This window comes from Pseudomonadales bacterium (assembly GCA_024234615.1).
Taxonomy (GTDB): Bacteria; Pseudomonadota; Gammaproteobacteria; order Pseudomonadales; family IMCC2047; genus JAJFKB01.
In genome coordinates this window covers 1,889,203-1,908,294 of record JACKNY010000001.1, presented here as the reverse complement: position 1 = coordinate 1,908,294, position 19,092 = coordinate 1,889,203, and the positions used below count along the sequence as shown (strand labels likewise).

Sequence of the window (19,092 nt, the reverse complement as noted above, 5' to 3'; positions counted from 1 at the left end):
GTAGTTTCTTGCACGAGAGGAGAGGCGCAAACTGTGATAGCTAAAGATAGATTCATAAAGTGGATGGAACTCGGTAGCGTCAAGGGAGACTCGTTGCATAGACGAGCGTCCAAATCTGTCAGTTTTGAGGGAGTACGCAATAGGATCGATGACTGTCTAAAGAGTTTTACCGGCCTTTTCTTATTAGCAAACTTATTGTTGAACTATGTCGTTGCGGATGATTATCTGGGCGAAATAGTGGTGGAAGATCGTCAGCCCGTCATATCTCAAATTGCTAACAGCTTTGAGTTGGATAAGGACTTGATGAAACAGCGTGGCGATATCAGCCTACAGCAGGCCCTTGAAATGGTGCCTAACCTGAATGTACGTACTGGCGGCCAGGGCGTTCCGCGAGTCGATATTCGTGGCTTGCGTACCCGTCATATTAAATTGTTAGTCGATGGTATTCCCTTTAATTCGACCTTTGACGGACAGTTTGACCCGACCTTTGTTCCAACTTCGCAAATTGATCGGCTTAAAGTAACAACAGGGAGCGTATCGGAACTCTATGGGCCTGGTGCATTTGGTGTGATCGATGTGCAAACTCGGTTCTTGCATAATGATCAGCTGGAGTTGAATGCTGAATTGGGGGAGGGGGAAAACCAGTATCTGTCGCTACAGGCGGGCGGTCATAATGGAAGGGTAAATTACTATGGCAACCTGACCCATCGCAGTCGTAATTATTTCGAACTGTCCGACAAATTTCAGCCCAGCCCTGAAGAGGATGGTGATAGGCGATTAAATAGCGACATGGAAAGAAATACCGGTATCGGTAAGTTGAGTTATCAGGTCAGTGACAGCCTGCAGTTGGGGCTTAGCAGCTCCTTTCTTATTGGAGAATACGGTATTCCTCCGACGGTTATCAGCGATGAGTTTGCTGCGCGTCCGAGCTATGAACGTATTGAAAATCAGCAAGGGTTTACATTGCAGAGCTCATTCAACTATATCCCAGATGCAAATTATTACCTGCGTGGATGGGCTTACACCAATCATCTTAAGCAGGATGAAAATCGCTATAGTGATGCCAGTTTCAGTGATATTAATGATAAGCAAGTGAAAGGGTCCTATTTAACAACCACCAAGACCGCTATTAACGGCGTAGGCATACAAAGTGGGTATGCTTTCAATAAACAAAGCCGGGCTGCGTTCGCGTTGGACTGGCATCATGACGGATGGGAGCAATCTGGGGTTATTCGTGATATGGCAGAGATAGGTGGCGGCGGAGGTAAAGGTGGTGGTAAGGGCAATGGCAGTGGTGCCGGTACGGTCATTAATTACGGATTGCGACCGCTGGATGAGGATGAGGCGGTAAGCGCCTATTCCTTTGCAGCAGAATATGAAGTTGATTTGAACGAAAATTTGGCAATGGTTGCAGGTGGTGGGCGCCATTGGCAAAGCCCCGAGCACTTAACCGATACCGTTGCCAGTAGCTATTTGCTGGGGTTTCATTATCGAATTAATCAGGCTTTTAACCTACATGGTTCATGGGCACGCAAGATTCGCATGCCGTCCATTCGCAACTTATTTGATGCCTCCCGTGGCAACCCGAATCTTGATCCGGAGTTATTGGAGGGAGCAGAGATAGGGCTACAGTATGATTTTGAACCGATGAAAGTGGTGCTGGATGTGACTTTCTTTCATTATGATATTGAAGATTTCATCCAAAGAGATCGCGTTACTGACCGCTTTGAAAATCTTGAGCAGGCGCGAGTCAAAGGTGCTGAGTTAAGCGCCACCCTACAGCCTTGGAAAAAACTGAGTACTAGGCTGAGCTTCAGTTATCAGGATAGCGAGGACCGCAGTGAAAGTGGTCGTGATGAACTTACCAATACGCCTGGACAAAGCCTCAATATCGATATGGACTATCAAATTAACAAGACATTTGCCTTGCATGCAAAGTATCTCTATGTGGATGAGCAAATTTTTTATACGCGGAATGCGCCTTTCGTGGCAGCACAACTGAAAGAAGTCAGTCGGGTTGATTTGCGCTTACGCTGGCATCCTAGGACAATGCGGTTTTCAGCCTATCTCGGTGTTGATAATCTGTTGGATGAGGATTACGCCGATGAATATGCGTTGCCAGCCCCAGGTCGTGCGATTTTCGTCGGCGTCAGTTGGCAGAAATAGGATACGAAAATGCGCTTGGTGTATATCGGTATCGATGACACAGATAATCTTGAAACCCGTGGCACCGGATTTCGTGCCAGGCAGCTGATAGAACGATTACAGGAGTGTAGGTTAGGGGAGGGTATCGGCGTTACTCGCCATCAGCTCTTATTTGATGAACGTGTACCCTATACCTCGCATAATAGCGCTGCCTGTCTAGTGGTATCGAGTCACAGTGAAATTGTGCAACTGGCGGATTGTTGCCGCGAGTTTTTGCTGGAAATTGCAGCGCCAGGTTCTGATGTTGGGCTGTGTATTTCAGAGGAACAGCAGGCTTCATGGGTGTCGGATTTCGGGAGTCGAGCGCAAACTGATGTGGTAAGCCAACAAGATGCCCATTCCTTGGCTCGCCAATATGGCATTCTATTGGAAGGGTTGACTGGAGATCACCAAGGCATTATTGGTGCACTCTCCGCCGTTGGTTTGCATGCAAGTGGCAATGATGGGCGTTATATTTGGGGACGAGGACTTAGAGATTATGATAACCAAACTCTGGCTATGGGGGTGTTAAAAGCTAACACCAATATTGATAGAGTAACATTGCTGAATGGCGTCGAAGTAGCTGATGAGCACGCTCTGATTGATCTCGGCTCTTGGCCTAGAACAGTTAGAATTAATCGGCAAGCAGTCCTATTAGTGGAGAAACTGTGTGGCGGTAAATATAAGGTCTTGGACAAAGCGGTTATCAAATCTGCATATCCTTGATAATCAAGGCAAATTGTCGCTTGGTGGTTTGTTAGTACTTGGTGTTGTTGCAGGGCTATTGCAGGTGCATCTGCGTTATCCGCTGAATATTCCTGGTCATCACGGCTTGGAATGGATGGCGCTGTTACTGTTTGGGCGCTGCTTAGGAGCACATCGCTATGCGGCGACAATACTCGCCAGCGCAGCAGCAGCTAGTTATTTAATACAATCACCATTTGTGGTGGTAGCCCATAGCATGAAACCCGCTTTTATCTTTTTGCTTACCGGCTTTTGCAGTGATGCACTATATCCTGTTACTCGAAATTATCTGCCGCTCACTGTCAATGCGGGGTTGATTGGCGGTCTAGCCTTTATTGCCAAACCTCTGATGATGTACTTGCTGTTTATGTTGACCAGCTTGCAGGTAGGAATGTTTGTTAAACACCCGGATTACTTACCCTTCGTTACTCATTTTCTATTCGGAATGGTGGGTGGAATTGGTGGCGGCATGATGGCTAGAGTGGTGCAGGCAATAGGGTCTAAGTATTAATGATCAAAACCACTTTGTTGAAACATCCGAATAAAAACAACAGGACAATGCAAAAGTGGCTGCATAGCTACAGGCAATAATAACCCCCGCTGGTTTTAATGTGCTGGGCTGGCCTTGTTGTCGCCTACGACAATGACCGGGCACTGGCTCCATTTAATGATGTTTTTCAGTAGCGTTGTTTCGGTAGTACGCGCAATCAAAACATAGTCAAAAAAATCAGCCCGGTTGATTAAGAGTTGTTCAACCTGGTCTGGATTAACTATAGAAATATGACGTCGTTGTGATAAACCACCTGCCGTGCGCCAGATATTTTCTTGCTCCGACATTAGGCTGGCTCTACTGGCACGAGTAATAAAGAGTTCCAAGTTCGCGGTACTCAGCTTGCGAGAAACCACCTCCAAAGCAGGGTAAAGGTTGGGCGAATGATCTTCAACCAGAAGAATACGTTTGGTTTGTGACTGATGGGTGCTGTGATGCAGGTGTTTGGCGGACTGCTCCAGTATGAGGTAATCAGCGTCAGAATAATCACCCAATGGTAAATCCTGTTTACGGCCGCGCACGGTAGTATAGCTCCATTGCACCACCGATTGCTCCGCCTTTTGTGCGAGCAGCTGACGAAATTGATCGGCCATACTGTTAAGGCGTTTCTGCAGTTGCTGGATGCTGAGTGTTCTTGGTTCCCCAGTGGTCAGACAAATCTCACGGCTGCAGGGTAAACTGGCGATATTAAATAGGTCTATATCTTCGATAAACAACCCCTGTAGTTGAGATTGCATGGCGGCGGCCAGATCAACGGCAAGTTCAATGTTGATCACTTTGTCACAGAGGGCGTCGACCACGAATACCACCCTTTGCGTATGTAAAATGTCAGTTTCGTTAATCATTGTTGGAACCTGATTGGTTGGCTGTTTCGGACGGCTGGCTCTGATCGCTAAAGTGCGTGTGGAGCTGTTGCAGCCGTTCGATGCGGTCCTGAATTAACCGGTTGAAACTGCCTTCGGAATAGCGACCGTTTTGACCTAAGCTACCGATGCTGAGCCCGGACAGTAACGCCATTACATCGTCGACCTGACGGACCGCGTAAATGTTGAACTGTCCTGCTGTCACCGCCTGCCTGACATCCCTGCGTAGCATTAAATGTACCTGGTTAGTAGCTGGAATGATGACCCCCTGCTCACCATCCAAACCCCGCTGTTGGCAGATGTCGAAGAAGCCTTCGATTTTTTCGTTAACGCCACCAATCGGTTGAATTTGCCCAAGCTGATTGATGGAACCAGTGACGGCTAAAGATTGTTTGAGTGGAATATCCGCGATCGCAGATAACAACACACAGAGTTCGGCGGCCGAAGCACTATCACCATCAACACCGCCGTAGGACTGCTCGAACACTAGGCTTGCAGAAAGAGGCAGTGGCCTGTCGTGGGCATAGCGATTGGCCAAGTAGGCGGTAAGAATCAGCACTCCTTTTGAATGAATCTCTCCACCCAATTTTACTTCTCTTTCAATGTCGATTACCTTGCCTTGGCCGAGGCGTGCGGTCGCTGTAATACGTGATGGATTGCCAAAAGCGTAGTCACCTAATTGCATCACGGAAAGACCATTGATTTGAGCCACCTTGCGGCCTTGGGTATCGATTAAATTAATACCACGGGTAATTTGTTCCTGTAGCAGATGTTGAATTCTATTTCTGCGATAACGCTGTTTATCAAGGCTGGTTTCTATGTGCTCAAGTTGGATAGTTTTACTGCCTGCACGCTGCGCCCAATAATCGGCTTCTTTTAGTAAATCATTAACGCCATCAATCTGTAGCGAAAGTTTTTCGCTGTCCTCAGCGAGGCGTGACGCCAGTTCAATAATGCGCCCGACTGCCTTGCGGTCTAGTGGCCTTAAGCCATCACGCTGTTGCTGGGTGGCAAGCATGCGTGCGAACAGCTGGCAGCTATCACCACTGCGAGGGGCGTATGATGAAAAGTCGGCGGCAACTTTAAATAGTCGGCTAAACTCCGGGTCGTACTGCTGGAGTAAATAATAGAGTATTGGCTCTCCGGTTAGCACAACCTTGACATCAATGGGAATGGATTCGGGTTCTAACGAAAGTGTGCTTTCAAAACTGAGCATTTCTTGAATTGATTCGATTTTCACTTCGCGTGATTTGAGGGCGCGTTTCAGACCTTCCCAAGCGTAAAGATTACTTAACACTTTCTGTGCTTCCAGCACCAGATAGCCACCATTCGCTTTGTGCAGTGCGCCAGCTTTAATTAAAGTGAAATCGGTAATCAGTGTGCCCATTTGTGAAATATATTCCACCCGTCCGACCAGATTTTGATAGGTGGGGTTATCTTCGAAAATAATGGGTGCGCCAGTTGCGTTGGTGTTATCGACCAAAAGGTTGACGGCATACATATGGAAAGCCTCAACCTGCTGTTGAATATGTTCCACATCCATGTTGCCCTCTGCGGGAAGAAAGTCCTGTGCGTTATTGATAGCGTTGGTTTTGACCTTATGCAAATAACTGGTGACTTCGGGATGCTGGTGATACTGGTTTTCAATCCAGGCGATAAACTGTTCTACTGTCAGTTGCGTGAATTCCTTATTGAGTGCTTTGATCCGCTGGCTTATCTCGCGCCGCATCAGAGGCAGATCACGCACTATCGTCTGTAACTTTAACTGAATGTTGGCGATTTCTTTTTCAATTTGATTGCGGCGCTCTTCCGGCAATTGCTCAAACTGTTCTGGGGTGACGATTTTATCGTCGATCATGGGTGCCAGAGTGTATCCAGACGGGGTGCGAACTAAGGTTATTCCCCGTTCTTTCGCTTCACTATCGAGCTTTCTGAAAGCTTGATCATAGTGCTCTTTGGATTCATTCTCTATGTCTTGACGCCGGCTATGGTATTCATCGCTCTGGAAAGTGGTAGGCAGTGCCGTCAATAGGTCTTCCACCAGTTGCTTCATGTCCTTGCGCAGTTTTGACCCCATGCCCGCCGGTAGTTTTAATAATTTCGGCCGTTGTGGATTTTCGAAGTTATTGACATAACACCAATCATATTGAGGCTGTTTAATGGCGGCGTGCTGAATCAGTTTTTGCACGACCAGCTGATGCTTACCCAAGCCAGTAGCGCCGAGTACAAACAGGTTGAAGCCTTCCTGCTCGATATCCACTGCAAATTCGATAGCCTCAAGGGCACGTTCTTGTCCTAGAGGTTGATCAAGGGGTTTTAATTCGGCGGTTGATTCAAAACTGAATTGTGTCAGATCGCAAGGACGGTAGAGTTGTTCGATGGTTAAAGGTTTAAGCGTCATAGGTTTGACCAATAAATTTTAGAAAACAATAGTTAACTTAGCCAGTTAAGCCTATTTAGGCAGATAGACATAATGACGCTCGCTCATGGATTGGCCAGCACTATCTTATCAATCTGCTTATTTGTGAGTTAGTATTCTCATCAGGCTCATTGCTGTCGTCTGGCGCCAAATTTGTGAGGGTTTGTTCTGCCCGTTGATAGCCATACTCAATGAGTTGCTCGGCGCGGTCAAACTCAAAAAAACCACATAGGTTACGAGGTATCTCTACTAGAATATCAGGACGATAGGCCGCTAGCTTTAACCTCGCTATGGCATTTTGCATAGTGTCCATGGTGCGGGTAAGGAGATCAAAAACCCCAGGTGATTCAGTTTTGGAATCCAGTTCGTTTTTTGACCACAGCGTATCGATAAAACGATTGATATTGGCGCGGTAGATATTTACATCTTTGGTCGCCGTCACTTTTCTCGCTAGGTTGATTGAGTGCTCTGCCGGGGCACATAGATCTACGGCGATGATAAGATCTGTTTGGTCGTTCAGTGTTGGTGCAATGGGGATAGGATTAATTAAACTGCCATCCACAAGCAATCTGTTACCGCGCTCTACCGGTGTAAATATCATAGGGACAGCAATGGACGCTCGTATGGCACTAAACAGCGGGCCAGTATTGAGCCAAATTTCGCGCTCTTCGTAGAGGGAGGTGGCAACGGCGGTAAAACCAATGGGTAAGTCTTCAATATTGCAGTCGCCAATCAGGTCTCGCAGTACAGAAATAATACGTTCGCCCTTCAATAAGGCACCGCCGCGGAATGACCAATCCATAAGGCGAACAACATCACTCTTTTGGAGTGCTGAAACCCACTGCGTATAGAGGTCTAATTTGCCTGCCGCATAAATGCCGCCAATCAGTGCTCCAATCGATGAACCCGCAATGTAGCGGATGTCATAACCTTGCTCCTCGAGGCAACGAATAACGCCGATGTGCGTTAAGCCTCGGGCACCGCCGCCTCCAAGTACCAATGAAATACTTTGTTTTTTTTGGCTCATTTATATTCGCTCCATGACGAACCGAACAAGAAGAAGTGATCATGATCCTGTAGTCATTATAGAGTGCATACTATGCGACTTAACTTGTCTTCGATCAATATTGGTTTTATAAATAGGTTCACACAAAGGCGCAAAATGGCTGTTAGGGTTGTGGCGGCTACTTTGCCAATTTTAATAGATGATAACTGGAAGATGGATTATGGCCGCGCAGGAAACAAATAAGATGCCTGATGACAAAAATAACGGGCAACTCAAACCGCCAACGCCAAGGTTCGCCAATCTAATGCTCCATCAACTGATATGGATTTTTATAATCCTGATGATGATTTATACCTATTTCGACCTTTCCAAAGCTGTGCCACAGGTGCTTGCATACTCCCAGTTTAAAACAGAGTTAAATCGTGGCAATGTTGAACGATTAAGTGTCAAGGGTGAAGTGCTCAATGGCGTATTTCGCGCTCCTATAACCGAAAGTAAGGGAGGAGGTGCAGCTCAAGAGCTGACACAGTTTCGTACGTTTTTACCTTCCTTCGGTGACGCTGAATTAATCAAGCTGTTGGAGGCACAGCAAGTTATCCTTGAAACACGCTCAACAGAAACGCCCTTTTGGTTGAAGGCGCTGTTCAATATTTTGCCCTGGCTATTGCTGATCATGTTCTTTGTTTACAGCGGAAAAGTGATGCGTAGCAGTATTGGCGGAAGCGGTGGCGCTTTTAGTTTTGGCAAGTCTCGGGCGCGTAAAGTTGCCGCCAACAATATTGAAACCCGGTACACCGATGTGGCGGGCTTGGAAAGTGCCAAACGGGATCTTCAGGAAATCATTGGGTTTTTAAAAAACCCGGAAAAGTATCGCGCTTTAGGTGCCAAAATTCCAAAAGGCATTTTGATGATGGGGCCGCCCGGCAGTGGTAAAACCCTGTTGGCGCGGGCCACAGCCGGGGAGGCAGGGGTGCCGTTTTTTAGCGTCAGTGGTTCCGAGTTTATCGAAATGTTTGTCGGCGTGGGCGCGTCGCGGGTGCGGGACATGTTTCAGCAAGCCAGAGAAGTTGCGCCAGCGTTAATTTTTATTGATGAAATCGATTCAGTGGGGCGAGCGCGTGGCACAGGGTTGGGTGGTGGTAATGATGAACGCGAGCAAACCCTCAATCAAATCCTAGCGGAAATGGACGGCTTTTCTGCCCAAGAGGCGGTGGTAGTGATTGCCGCAACAAACCGACCGGACGTCTTGGATACTGCGCTAATGAGGCCAGGGCGCTTTGATCGCAAACTGGTATTGGAGTTACCACAACGTAATGCGCGTAAACAAATTTTAGAGGTGCATACACGCAAAGTACCTTTGGCAAAAGATGTAGATTTAGATGCGGTAGCTACTGAAACAGTAGGGTTTTCCGGTGCTGATCTCGAAAACTTAGTCAATGAAGCAGCCTTACGGGCGGCGCGTTTCGATAAAAAACTGATAAATAATGAAGACTTTGACCAGGCTCGCGATAAAATCGTGATGGGCGACGAAAGTGGTGAGCTTTTGAGTGAGGAGGAAAAACACAGAGTGGCGGTGCATGAAGCCGGACATGCGTTAGCGGCTTATCTGTTACCCGGCGCGGATCCACTTAATCGGATCACTATTATTCCCCGTGGACGTAGTTTGGGGATGACCGAGCAAATGCCAAAAGAAGAGCGGCATAACTATACGCAGGACTATCTGGAAAACCGTATTGTAATTTTACTGGGTGGTCGGGCGGCGGAAAAAATACGTTTTGATGATATCAGTTCTGGGGCCGCCAACGATCTCAAACAGGCTACTATTTTGGCCCGACAAATGATATCGGAGTGGGGTATGAGTGAACGCATTGGGCCGGTCAATTTTCAGCAAAGCGAGGAACATCCTTTTTTGGGACGCGAGATTGCTGTGCCTAAAAACTTTAGTGATGCCTCAGTTGAGCTGATTGATGAAGAAATAAGCCGTCTGATTAAGAGCTGTGAAACCAAGGCCCTTGAATTACTCAAAACGAACCGAGCAAAGCTAGAGCGATTGGCGCAGCAGCTGGTGCAATTAGAAACTCTGGATGAGCAGCAAATTAAGGAAATTCTTTCGACCGAGCTAGCTTAGTTCAGCGATAGAGCAGCAGGTGCCAGTTGGATAGAGGGCCTGTTTAATTGGTTCGATAACAGCGCAGGTATGAGTTCTTGTCACCCAGAATGAAGCTGCTTCAATAGATAATCAAAGCCACTAGCGACCCTCCCAGTACTCCTCTACTTCCGGTTTGGCTTTCTATAAAAACAAATTTTACTAGTCCCAAAAATAACCGCATAAAATATTGAATAAATGGGTGATCAGCAATCTAAAAGTCAGTAAAAATCATTATTATTCGGAAGAGATAACGCTTCCAGGGTTACCGTTATGTTGTTCATTTCGCCACGACAAACCGATATATCGCGAGCGGCTATGCGGTCGAGTTACCGGGAATCGGAAGACAAAGTATTAGCTCGCCTGTTACCTCAAGCGGAACTTACCAGCTCGGCAAACTATCGGGTCAGTGAAGAGGCGTTGCGTTTAGTGTCAGCTATTCGTAGTGCACGCACTGCCAACACTGGTATTCAGGATTTACTTAATGAGTATGCGCTTTCCACTAAAGAGGGTGTGGTGCTGATGTGTTTGGCGGAGGCTTTGCTGCGGGTGCCGGATGATATTACTGCGGATCGCTTGATTAGAGATAAGCTCTTGGACGGTAACTGGTCATCCCATTTAGGCAACAAAGATTCGCTTTTTGTGAACGCCTCAGCCTGGGGGTTATTGTTGTCTGGAAAAATCATCGGTTTCAATCAAGAGGGGGTTGAACCCGATGTCGGTCTGCTTAAGAAGGTCGTGGGTCGGTTGGGCGAGCCAGTGATTCGTGCCGCGATGAAACAGGCTATGCGGATTATGGGGACGCAGTTTGTACTCGGTCGCGATATCGAGGAAGCGATCGCCAATGCACGAAAGCAGGAGTCCAAGGGTTATCGCTATTCCTACGATATGTTGGGGGAAGCCGCACGCACCATGGCGGATGCGGACGCCTACGAACTTGATTATCGACGGGCGATTGCGGCTATCAGGCAAGCATCACAGGGCAGTAATCCCATTGATAGCGCGGGAATATCAATTAAATTATCGGCGTTGCATCCGCGCTATGAGTTTGCACAATCGCAGCGGGTGATGTCTGAGCTGTTGCCGCGTGTGAAGTCGCTGGCGCTACTGGCGAAGCAGGCAAATATCGGTTTTACCATTGATGCAGAGGAATCTCAGCGCTTGGAGTTGTCGCTGGATCTTATCGAACAACTTTTTAGCGACTCGGATTTAGCTGGTTGGGACGGCTTTGGCATGGCAGTTCAGGCCTATCAAAAACGAGCGCTAGCGGTTGTCGAATGGGTGCTTGAGCTTTGTCGGCACCACCGTAAAACAATGATGGTGCGTTTGGTAAAAGGGGCCTATTGGGATACCGAGATCAAACTGAGTCAGCTCGATGGCCTGGCGGATTATCCGGTGTTTACCCGTAAGGCATCGACTGATGTTTGCTACCAGGCTTGCGCAAGGTTATTGCTCGCCAACCGAGACCTGGTTTACCCGCAGTTTGCCACCCATAACGCCTATTCAGTTGCGGCAGTTATGGAATTGGCTGGAGATAGTGGGGGATTTGAGTTCCAGCGCTTGCATGGCATGGGTGAAGAGCTTTATGACTTGCTGCTAAAGGAATACCAAATACCCTGTCGTATTTATGCTCCTGTCGGAGAGCATGAGAACCTATTAGCTTACCTAGTGCGACGGCTGTTGGAAAATGGCGCGAACACTTCCTTTGTGAATAATATTGTTGACGATCAGGTACCTATCGCCGAACTCATTCAAGACCCTGTGGCGAAGGTGAAAAGCTGGGTACAGAAAGCCAATCCGCAGATTCCTTTGCCGGGGGATATTTATGGGGCAGAGCGCCGCAATTCGCGCGGGTTGGATTTGACCGAAGTGCAAGCGCTGATCGAGGTTAAGGATGGCGTTGAAAGCTGGTGCAAAACGAATATTCGGCATGATAAAGATGCCAGTGGAGAGGCGTTTCGTTGGGCCATTAATCCGGCGAACAACGACGAGATATTAGGCCGGTTAGTGGTGACTAAAACTGAAAACTTTGCGACGATGCTAGAATCCGCCTCACTAGCTTTTCAAGAATGGTCTGCACGCACTGTCGCAGCTCGCGCCAGTTGTCTTTATCGCTTGGCCGACATGCTCGAACAAGAACGCGATGAATTAATTGCACTCTGTATCAAAGAGGCCGGTAAAACCCTCAAGGACAGTATCTCAGAAATTAGGGAGGCGGTAGATTTTTGTCGTTATTATGCGCAGCAAGCCCAGCAAATAGCTTCGGCGCATGGCAATGGTTTGATACCACGCGGTGTGGTGCTCTGCATTAGTCCTTGGAATTTTCCATTGGCGATCTTTCTAGGGCAGGTCAGCGCTGCCATCGCAGCGGGTAATGCCGTTATCGCCAAACCCGCCGAACAAACCGGACTCATCGCACAGCGCACCCTGGAGCTTATGCAGCGCTGTGGTTTTCCGACAAAACTGGTGCAACTGGTTCATTGCCCTGGTCGTGTTGTGGGAGAAATACTGATTCCTGATCCCTGCATCCAGGCGGTTATGTTCACGGGTTCGACTGCAACGGGGACTTGGATTGCGCGAGTGTTAGCGAAGCGTGCGGGAGAGCCGATTCCGTTGATCGCCGAAACGGGTGGGCAAAACTGCATGCTGGTTGACTCGACCGCATTGCCGGAACAGGTAGTGGCCGATGTTATTGCCTCTGGCTTTCAAAGTGCAGGGCAGAGATGCTCGGCATTGCGAGTGCTATTTTTACAGGAGGAGATTGCCGACAAAATTATTGCGATGCTGATTGGTGCGATGCGCGAGCTGAAGGTCGGCGACCCCGCATGGTTAAACACAGATGTTGGTCCGGTCATTGATAAGAAAGCCTTAACCGCGCTCAATAGCCATGTTGAGTATTTACAAGAAAAAGTCAAGCTGCTCTACGCCTGCGAGCTAAACGAGGAGTGCACACGGGGTACATATTTTGCGCCAAGGCTTTACGAAATTGAACATATTGATGTCCTTAAGGAGGAAGTTTTTGGCCCGGTCGTGCATGTCATCAGATATCGTGCCGAGGCATTGGAAGAGGTTTTTTCTGCAATGAACAGTACCGGTTTTGGCTTAACCTTTGGTCTGCACTCGCGGATTCAGGCGACGGCGAATAAAGCGGTAGCGAGAGTTAAAGCCGGTAATATTTACGTTAATCGTAATATGGTTGGCGCGGTGGTGGGCGTACAACCCTTCGGAGGGCATGGCCTGTCGGGTACCGGTCCAAAGGCGGGAGGGCCGGACTATTTGTACCGGCTGATGCGCACTACGGGATTAGCTGTGCCGACTGAAGCGGAGGTTCCGTGGTCGAATTCAGTTTTCGAACAAACGGGTACAATCGATAAATTGCTTGAGCAACTTGAACAAGGCTACGCACACTGGCGGTATCAGCCGGTAGTCGCAAGAGCAGCGCTATTGCGAGCAGCAATTGAAGCTGGTTTTGATGAGAATAAGCAAGCCAATTGGATGCACCAATACCAGCTGTTGGCCGACGAAGTTTGTAGGTTTCAACAGGAACCGATGACATTAGTTGGCCCTACCGGAGAGCTGAACCAACTGATTCACGAGCCGCGTGGGCTGCTGCTCAGTCTTGATTTGCGCAGTCATACTGAACAGGAAGACGAATTAAATAGACAAGTGCTGACAGCGTTGCTGGCGGGCAATACGGTATTGCACCTGTGCCGGGAGGGTGGGTTTTCCGTGCAACAGCAAGCAAAGTTAAATAGTAAAGGTAGCCTATTGATCCAACAACCCTGGACGTTAGACGAACTGAGTTTGCGGCGGCTCATACTGGCTAAGCAAATAACTGGGGTGCTTATTCAGGGTAGCCCTGAGCAAAGTCACTGCATTTATCAGATGCTGTGCCAACGCGAGAATGGGCTGCTACCGCTTATCACAGAAATGGCAGAACCTTTGCTGTTACGACGGTTAATGCTGGAGAAAGTTGTTTCTACAAATACCACCGCTTCGGGAGGGAATCCTTCCCTGCTAGCCCTGAACGAGGATTAAAACATCATACGTATTAGCCTAACCGAGCAAGATTATTGACAAAATAGGGCGATTGAGCTAATAATTGCGACTGTTTTATCAATCGTACTACTAGGCTTATCTTTCAAAGCGTGAGGAACGAATAATGAAAATAGAAGATATCAAAGCGAATAACGCCAAGCAGATGCTGCACCCCATGACGGCGCCCTATATGACCAAGGCTAATAAGCCGATGATTATTGCTCGTGGTGATGGTGTTTACGTCTGGGATATCGACGGTAATAAGTATTTGGATTCCCAAGGTGGCCTGTGGTGCGTCAATGTCGGCTACAACCGCCCAGAGATGATTAAGGCGATTACCGAACAGGTTTCCACTTTGCCTTACTACCAAACCTTCACTGAATTTTCTAACCCCCCGGCGATTGAACTGTCGGCCAAATTAATCAGCATGCTTGAGCCGGAAGGGATGCGCAAAGTGCTGTTTACCTCGGGTGGTTCAGACTCGGTTGAAACAGCGTTGAAAATGAGCCGTCACTATTGGAAGTTAAAAGGTCAGCCGGAAAAAACTAAGTATATTTCTCTTAAAAATGCTTATCATGGCGTCCATTTGGGGGGGACTTCGGTCACGGATACTGGTGTGCATAAGCGCGCGTTTGAGCCGGTGTTGCCGGGTTGTTATCAAATTGATAGCCCCTTTACCTACCGTAATCCCTGGACTGAAGATCCCGAAGAGTTGGGTGCTATTTGCGCGGGAATTTTAGAACGCGAAATTCAATCTCAGGGGCCGGATATGGTTGCCGCCTTTATCGCCGAACCAGTTCAGGGGGCCGGTGGAGTGATTGTGCCGCCAGCCAACTTCTGGCCGTTGGTGCGGGAAGTCTGTGATCGTTACGATGTGCTACTCATCGCTGATGAGGTGGTCACTGGTTTTGGCCGTACCGGTAATCTGTTTGGAAGCCGAGGTTGGGGAGTTAAAGCTGATATCATGTGCTTCGCGAAGGGTCTGAGTTCAGCCTATGTGCCGCTCGGTGCCGCGGTGTTTAACGAAAAAGTCGCCGCCGCTTTTGATTTGGAATCGCCACATGCGATGATTATGCATGGTTTTACCTATTCCGGACATCCAGTGGGCTGCGCAGCAGGCTTGGCGTCGCTCGGTATCGTTGAGAAAGAAGCACTGCCCGATAACGCGCGTGTGGTAGGTGCGTACATGATGGAGCAACTCAAACCATTTGAAGAACGCTATCGCTCGGTGGGTGAGGTGCGCGGAAAGGGTTTGATGCTGGCGTTGGATCTTGTTGTGGATAAGAAAACCAGGCAATCGGTTGATCCGCTAGGTGGTTTTTCAAAGAAGCTGGCAAACGTGGCAGAGCGCGAGGGTGTACTGGTCAGGGCTGTTGGACCGAAGTTGATCATATCCCCACCGCTAACCTTTACTTGTGAAAATGTGGATGAATTAACGGCGGCGCTAACCAAGGCCTTTGATGAAGTTGATAAGTAACTGAGTTGAAATGGGTGCTTGGTTCCCTAGCGGTTAATAATATCCAGCACCTGATCGGCTAAAATGGATTCGATGTCATCGAATTGGGCGAGAAACTTTTTGCTTGAACCAAAGATAACATTGAGTCCTTCGATCAAGCTCATCAGTAGAAAACTTCTGTTCAGAAGCTCTTGCTGGTTCAATTCGGGGCGAGCTGCCTCTAGCTGAACCAATACTTGGCTCAAAAAATGATGATATACGTGGTCACGTAGTTCGGCGGCAATTGAGCTGTGGATGGACAATCCCCAAAGCTGGTAAAAAAAACTCCTCGATTCCTGAACCTGCGCATCGGCAATTAAGTAATGAAAATAGGCGGTGATTCTCTTGTCGGGCGCATGCGGGAATTTCGCTGCTTCTTTTTCAAACTCCTCATCGTAGCGTGTTAATCTATCTTCAATCAGCGCTTTCAATAACACCTCTTTATTCGCAAAATAATAGGTGACATTGCCATTACTAATGCCCATGTGCTGAGCGATTTTACGCAGACTTAAGCAGTGAAAGCCCTCAGTGACCAAAATATGCTGAGCGGATTTAAGAATCTCTTTAATCCTACGCTGGCTGCGCTCCTGGCTACCGGTGATTTTACCTTGACTTAAGGCTATGGCTTTGGGGGCTGACTTCATCGCTGATCTCTAACAAGTAATCTCTGTAGCAAAATCATATTAACCTAATTTTCTAAAAGCGAGCATTGTTTAAAGCTGTTTAGTTTTTGGTAAAGCCGGTTAGGATAAACCTTTCAGCTCTTCAACACTGGGAGATACTGATGATGTATTTTTTTGTACCTTGAGTGCGGGCAGTAAGAAAACCCAGCTTAAAACAAAAAGAACTGCACCAGCAAGGTTTACCAGGTCGTACATTCCTGTGCCTGATTCGCGCAACAGGTTGGCTCCGATGTAGGGGCCTACCGCAAAGCCTACCATCTGTAATGCTACTCCGCGCACAATCATTTTTCCGCCATCGGCGAAGCTCGCCATGAGTGCGAGCAGGTAGGGCTGCGCGATGTTCCAAAGAAAGTTAAACAGGTAAACCGCAAGTGAGTAGAGGAAATAGGTGACGTCGCCTAACAACAAGGAAATTCCAGCACCGCAGCCTATCACGGCAATAGTCAATGGAATAAAACGACCTATGCGAGCTGCTAGAATGGCGGCTAAAAATGCACCGGCAACGCCAAGGAACTGTGATATCGTCAGTACATTAGCGACACTTTGTTCCGACAGTGAGGCGTTGGTTCCTACCAGAAATAGGTAGGCCCAGACAATACCGATAGCTGAGTTGAATATTAAAATAGCGAGCAAGGTGGAGGCTTTCACTGTAGTGGAGAAATGATCGGTGAGTAGGTGCTGCTCGACATGATCGTTTGCTCGTTTCGGTAAATAGCGGATCAGAAAAATACCGCCAGCGCAAAAAACGGCGAAGAAAATAATAACGCCATCAAGCTGAATAGTGCTAAGCGCTAACGGCATCACGAATAATCCAAGTGCTCCATAGATTAGCACCCAGGTCACGATAAGGCCGAAGTTGCGGTCGGGGTTCTGGGTTAACCCCATCATTGCAAAAGGCAGAGAAATCATGCCTCCCAGACCTACGCCGGTAAGGGTACGGAAAAGGCCAAGCATCAAGGGGTCTTTTTGTCCAATGGAGGCGAGGTTGCCAATAACAGCGATGAGCAGAAACCAGAAGGTTAACTTTTGCCAGTCGAAACGCCCAACAAAAAAATTAAGCAGGATAGTAGTCGCGGCTAATCCCCACATTTCTGCTGAAGCAATATATCCGGCTTGCTCTGGCGTTAAGCCCAGCGATTCGACGAGACCCTGCACAAATCCAGGTTGCACGATAAAAACACAAACTCCGACCACTGCTAAATAAATAATCGAAGCGATAGAACGAGTGGAATTAACATCAAGCTTGTTGGTTTCGTCGCTAAAGAGCAGTTTTATCATGTAGATTTGCCCCCGTTTATAGTTGTAGTTATAGATATGGTTTGACAACGGATAGTGATTGAACACAGGCAGATTAAAATAGTCCAATCGAGCTAAAAAGTAAAGAAAGCAACCTCTCTGCGTAATTTTATCTACGCAGAGAGACCTTAATCTGAATTAGCGAACGGCTAAGGTGTAGGCGATCAGGCCGCTCAGAATTAGGGGGATAGCGAAAATGATGAAATTCACTTCCATGCTAATTCCCTGGGCGATGAAGAGCCCGCCAAAATAAGGGCCAAGCACCGCGCCCATTCGTCCCAGTCCGATTGCCCAGCCAACGCCGGTACTGCGTAATTCGGTCGGGTAAATTTTTGCCGCGACGGCATAGAGACCCACGAAACCGCCCTGCAACAAAAAGCCGATGACGATGAGATATGGAAACAGGTGTGTGACGCCGTCGGCATAGGCGAAAATAATCATCATCGCGGCGGATGTGGTCAGGTAAGTACCGATCAGTTTGGAAAGACTAATGCGTGCGGAAATCCAACCCAGCGTGATGATCCCAATGACTGCTCCGCCGTTAAAGGCGGCGGCTGCATAGACGCTAAAGGATTCAGAGAAACCTGCGTTGATAAGCAGTTTGGGAATCCAGCTCATCATAAAATACAGGCTCATAAAACAGAAAAGAAAGCTTGCCCAGAGTGTCAGCGTTCTACTTCTACGTCCCGGCGTTAAAAGGCTTAAAACATTCGCCTTATCTTTTTTGGCTTGGATGTCTATTTCCGGCAGCGTGTTAAGTGGCGGTCGCTTAAGTCGGGCTAAAACAGCGTTAACTTGCGGCAGAGAATTCTCCCGGCGTTTCGCGAGGAGAAATTGTAGGGATTCTGGGATGAAAAAGTAAACTAGTATTAGCATTGCTAGTGTCGCCAGTCCACCAGCAAAAAACACGCTTTCCCAACCATAAACAGGGATCAGTGGTGCGGCAATGAAGCTGCCAAGGGTTGCGCCAAAAGGATAACCGGCGGTGATGACCATGACGGCTAGGCTGCGATATTTCGCTGGGGTGTACTCGGCGCTTATCGCCGCCAAACTTGCCAGCATCCCCCCCACACCCAAACCGGTAATGGCGCGATAAAAAATGAGTTCCCAGAGGGTCGTGGCGATGCCGGTCGCACACATGCTGAGTCCGATCATGCTGACGCATATTATAATCATTTTGCGGCGGCCCAGGATATCGGCAACCGGAGCGAGGAACATAGCGCCGACCATCATACCGGCAAGTGCTACGCTAAAAACAATACCTAATTGACCTGTTGCTATTTCTAGTTCTTGGCCGATACCATGTACGGTAAATGCCATTGCCGTGACATCAAATCCGTCCAGCATATTCAAAATAAGAGCAATTAAGATAACTAAAATCTGGGCGCGGGTAACGCCGCCTTCATCGATCACTTTACGGATAAAATTAAGCTCTTCGCTATCGGATACAGCTCCGGTTGCCATAGTTTAAACCTCTTTGTAATTATTCTAGGAAGCTTTGGCTTCTTTCCCATGCTCACTGGCTTGAGTGCATGCCGTTGTTATTATTGGCTTCAATGATTATCGTTATTATGGGTGCGAGGCCAACGAACCTTCGCATTTTTTCTGAGTTCCGTCCAGTGTTCGATTGGTAATAGTGTGATGCCACCGATGCTCTCATAGGAGGGC

At 48.0% G+C, this 19,092-nt stretch carries 12 protein-coding genes; 6 read left to right on the top strand and 6 right to left on the bottom strand.

Translation table 11 applies throughout. From position 1 onward, the window contains the following. Positions 1 to 33 precede the first annotated feature (33 nt). Genes H6995_08620 through H6995_08610 form a run of 3 tightly spaced genes read left to right on the top strand, consistent with a single transcriptional unit; the run spans position 34 to position 3,439 of the window. Positions 34 to 2,166: a TonB-dependent receptor gene (locus H6995_08620; GenBank protein MCP5215059.1), complete on the top strand. Its 2,133-nt coding sequence runs from the start codon at positions 34 to 36 to the stop codon at positions 2,164 to 2,166. Positions 2,167 to 2,175: 9 nt separating this feature from the next. Further along, complete coding sequence (locus H6995_08615; GenBank protein MCP5215058.1) at positions 2,176 to 2,910, top strand: ABC transporter substrate-binding protein; 735 nt, start codon at positions 2,176 to 2,178, stop codon at positions 2,908 to 2,910. Next, positions 2,855 to 3,439, top strand: coding sequence for a hypothetical protein (locus H6995_08610; GenBank protein MCP5215057.1), 585 nt, complete (start codon positions 2,855 to 2,857; stop codon positions 3,437 to 3,439). Before H6995_08615 ends, H6995_08610 begins: the two co-directional genes overlap by 56 nt. Before the next feature lie 95 nt (positions 3,440 to 3,534). Here the strand turns inward: H6995_08610 and H6995_08605 are convergent, their stop codons facing one another. The 3 genes from H6995_08605 to H6995_08595 all read right to left on the bottom strand — a co-directional run bounded on the left by H6995_08605 (position 3,535) and on the right by H6995_08595 (position 7,787). Next, on the bottom strand, positions 3,535 to 4,323 hold the full coding sequence (locus H6995_08605; GenBank protein ID MCP5215056.1) for a hypothetical protein: 789 nt from the start codon (positions 4,321 to 4,323) through the stop codon (positions 3,535 to 3,537). Beyond that, positions 4,316 to 6,742 (bottom strand): AAA family ATPase, encoded by a 2,427-nt coding sequence (locus H6995_08600; protein ID MCP5215055.1) that lies wholly within the window; start codon positions 6,740 to 6,742, stop codon positions 4,316 to 4,318. Before H6995_08600 ends, H6995_08605 begins: the two co-directional genes overlap by 8 nt. Before the next feature lie 100 nt (positions 6,743 to 6,842). Beyond that, a complete protein-coding gene (locus H6995_08595) occupies positions 6,843 to 7,787 on the bottom strand; it encodes a patatin-like phospholipase family protein (GenBank protein ID MCP5215054.1) in 945 nt (314 codons plus the stop codon). 199 nt (positions 7,788 to 7,986) lie between these two features. Between H6995_08595 and hflB the strand changes: the two genes are divergently transcribed. The 3 genes from hflB to H6995_08580 all read left to right on the top strand — a co-directional run bounded on the left by hflB (position 7,987) and on the right by H6995_08580 (position 15,427). Continuing rightward, the gene (gene hflB, locus H6995_08590; protein MCP5215053.1) at positions 7,987 to 9,894 is read left to right on the top strand and encodes an ATP-dependent zinc metalloprotease FtsH; all 1,908 of its coding nucleotides are present in this window, start codon (positions 7,987 to 7,989) and stop codon (positions 9,892 to 9,894) included. A gap of 291 nt (positions 9,895 to 10,185) precedes the next feature. Continuing rightward, positions 10,186 to 13,950 carry a bifunctional proline dehydrogenase/L-glutamate gamma-semialdehyde dehydrogenase PutA gene (gene putA, locus H6995_08585; protein MCP5215052.1) on the top strand — a complete coding sequence of 1,255 codons (3,765 nt, stop codon included), beginning with the start codon at positions 10,186 to 10,188 and terminating at the stop codon, positions 13,948 to 13,950. A gap of 124 nt (positions 13,951 to 14,074) precedes the next feature. After that, on the top strand, positions 14,075 to 15,427 hold the full coding sequence (locus H6995_08580) for an aminotransferase class III-fold pyridoxal phosphate-dependent enzyme (GenBank protein ID MCP5215051.1): 1,353 nt from the start codon (positions 14,075 to 14,077) through the stop codon (positions 15,425 to 15,427). Between the two features lie 26 nt (positions 15,428 to 15,453). Here the strand turns inward: H6995_08580 and H6995_08575 are convergent, their stop codons facing one another. The 3 genes from H6995_08575 to H6995_08565 form a co-directional block, all read right to left on the bottom strand. Continuing rightward, a complete protein-coding gene (locus H6995_08575) occupies positions 15,454 to 16,089 on the bottom strand; it encodes a TetR/AcrR family transcriptional regulator (GenBank protein ID MCP5215050.1) in 636 nt (211 codons plus the stop codon). A 99-nt stretch (positions 16,090 to 16,188) separates the two neighbouring features. After that, positions 16,189 to 17,406 carry an MFS transporter gene (locus H6995_08570; protein ID MCP5215049.1) on the bottom strand — a complete coding sequence of 406 codons (1,218 nt, stop codon included), beginning with the start codon at positions 17,404 to 17,406 and terminating at the stop codon, positions 16,189 to 16,191. Positions 17,407 to 17,562: 156 nt separating this feature from the next. Then, entirely contained in the window at positions 17,563 to 18,888 is a 1,326-nt protein-coding gene (locus H6995_08565) for an MFS transporter (protein ID MCP5215048.1), read from the bottom strand. Positions 18,889 to 19,092: the final 204 nt, after the last annotated feature.

Coding starts and splice junctions, on each gene's coding strand:
- H6995_08615 (MCP5215058.1), top strand. CDS start 2,176: ATGCGCTTGGTGTATATCGGTATCGATGACACAGATAATCTTGAAACC.
- H6995_08605 (MCP5215056.1), bottom strand. CDS start 4,323: ATGATTAACGAAACTGACATTTTACATACGCAAAGGGTGGTATTCGTG.
- H6995_08600 (MCP5215055.1), bottom strand. CDS start 6,742: ATGACGCTTAAACCTTTAACCATCGAACAACTCTACCGTCCTTGCGAT.
- H6995_08595 (MCP5215054.1), bottom strand. CDS start 7,787: ATGAGCCAAAAAAAACAAAGTATTTCATTGGTACTTGGAGGCGGCGGT.
- hflB (MCP5215053.1), top strand. CDS start 7,987: ATGGCCGCGCAGGAAACAAATAAGATGCCTGATGACAAAAATAACGGG.
- putA (MCP5215052.1), top strand. CDS start 10,186: ATGTTGTTCATTTCGCCACGACAAACCGATATATCGCGAGCGGCTATG.
- H6995_08580 (MCP5215051.1), top strand. CDS start 14,075: ATGAAAATAGAAGATATCAAAGCGAATAACGCCAAGCAGATGCTGCAC.
- H6995_08575 (MCP5215050.1), bottom strand. CDS start 16,089: ATGAAGTCAGCCCCCAAAGCCATAGCCTTAAGTCAAGGTAAAATCACC.
- H6995_08570 (MCP5215049.1), bottom strand. CDS start 17,406: ATGATAAAACTGCTCTTTAGCGACGAAACCAACAAGCTTGATGTTAAT.
- H6995_08565 (MCP5215048.1), bottom strand. CDS start 18,888: ATGGCAACCGGAGCTGTATCCGATAGCGAAGAGCTTAATTTTATCCGT.